This window comes from Pseudomonas sp. 2995-1 (assembly GCF_002742505.1).
Classification (GTDB): Bacteria; Pseudomonadota; Gammaproteobacteria; order Pseudomonadales; family Pseudomonadaceae; genus Aquipseudomonas; species Aquipseudomonas sivasensis.
The window spans coordinates 1-292 of the sequence record NZ_LJSA01000569.1 but is presented as its reverse complement, the minus strand read 5'-3'; the positions used below and the strand labels follow the sequence as shown (position 1 = coordinate 292).

The 292-nt window shown below is 36.3% G+C and carries 1 protein-coding gene; it reads left to right on the top strand.

What is annotated here, in order from left to right; all coding sequences use genetic code 11:
- Nucleotides 1–292, top strand: a 292-nt coding sequence (locus AOA61_RS32000; RefSeq protein ID WP_218197401.1) for a hypothetical protein, incomplete at both ends; no start/stop codon positions are given.

Genomic DNA, 292 nt, shown 5'->3' with positions numbered 1-292 from the left:
GGAATTCCATTGTACAGCTTCCTGATGCTCTAGAGACCATTAATTCTACACAAGCAGAATACAAGCATCTTCTTTCTGATCGATTTGAAGACTTGAAGCAGTTTAACCAGGAATTTAATAATCACTTAAAGTCACACTACGCAGATTCTAAAGCGTTTGAGAAGCACTTGAATGATGCTACAAATTCATTTGAACAGATAGGTATGAATAATAGTCAAATGCTTAATGAGATAAATCGGGTGATCACGCAAATGTCTGATTCCTTCAACCATAGAGAAGGACAGATTGAATC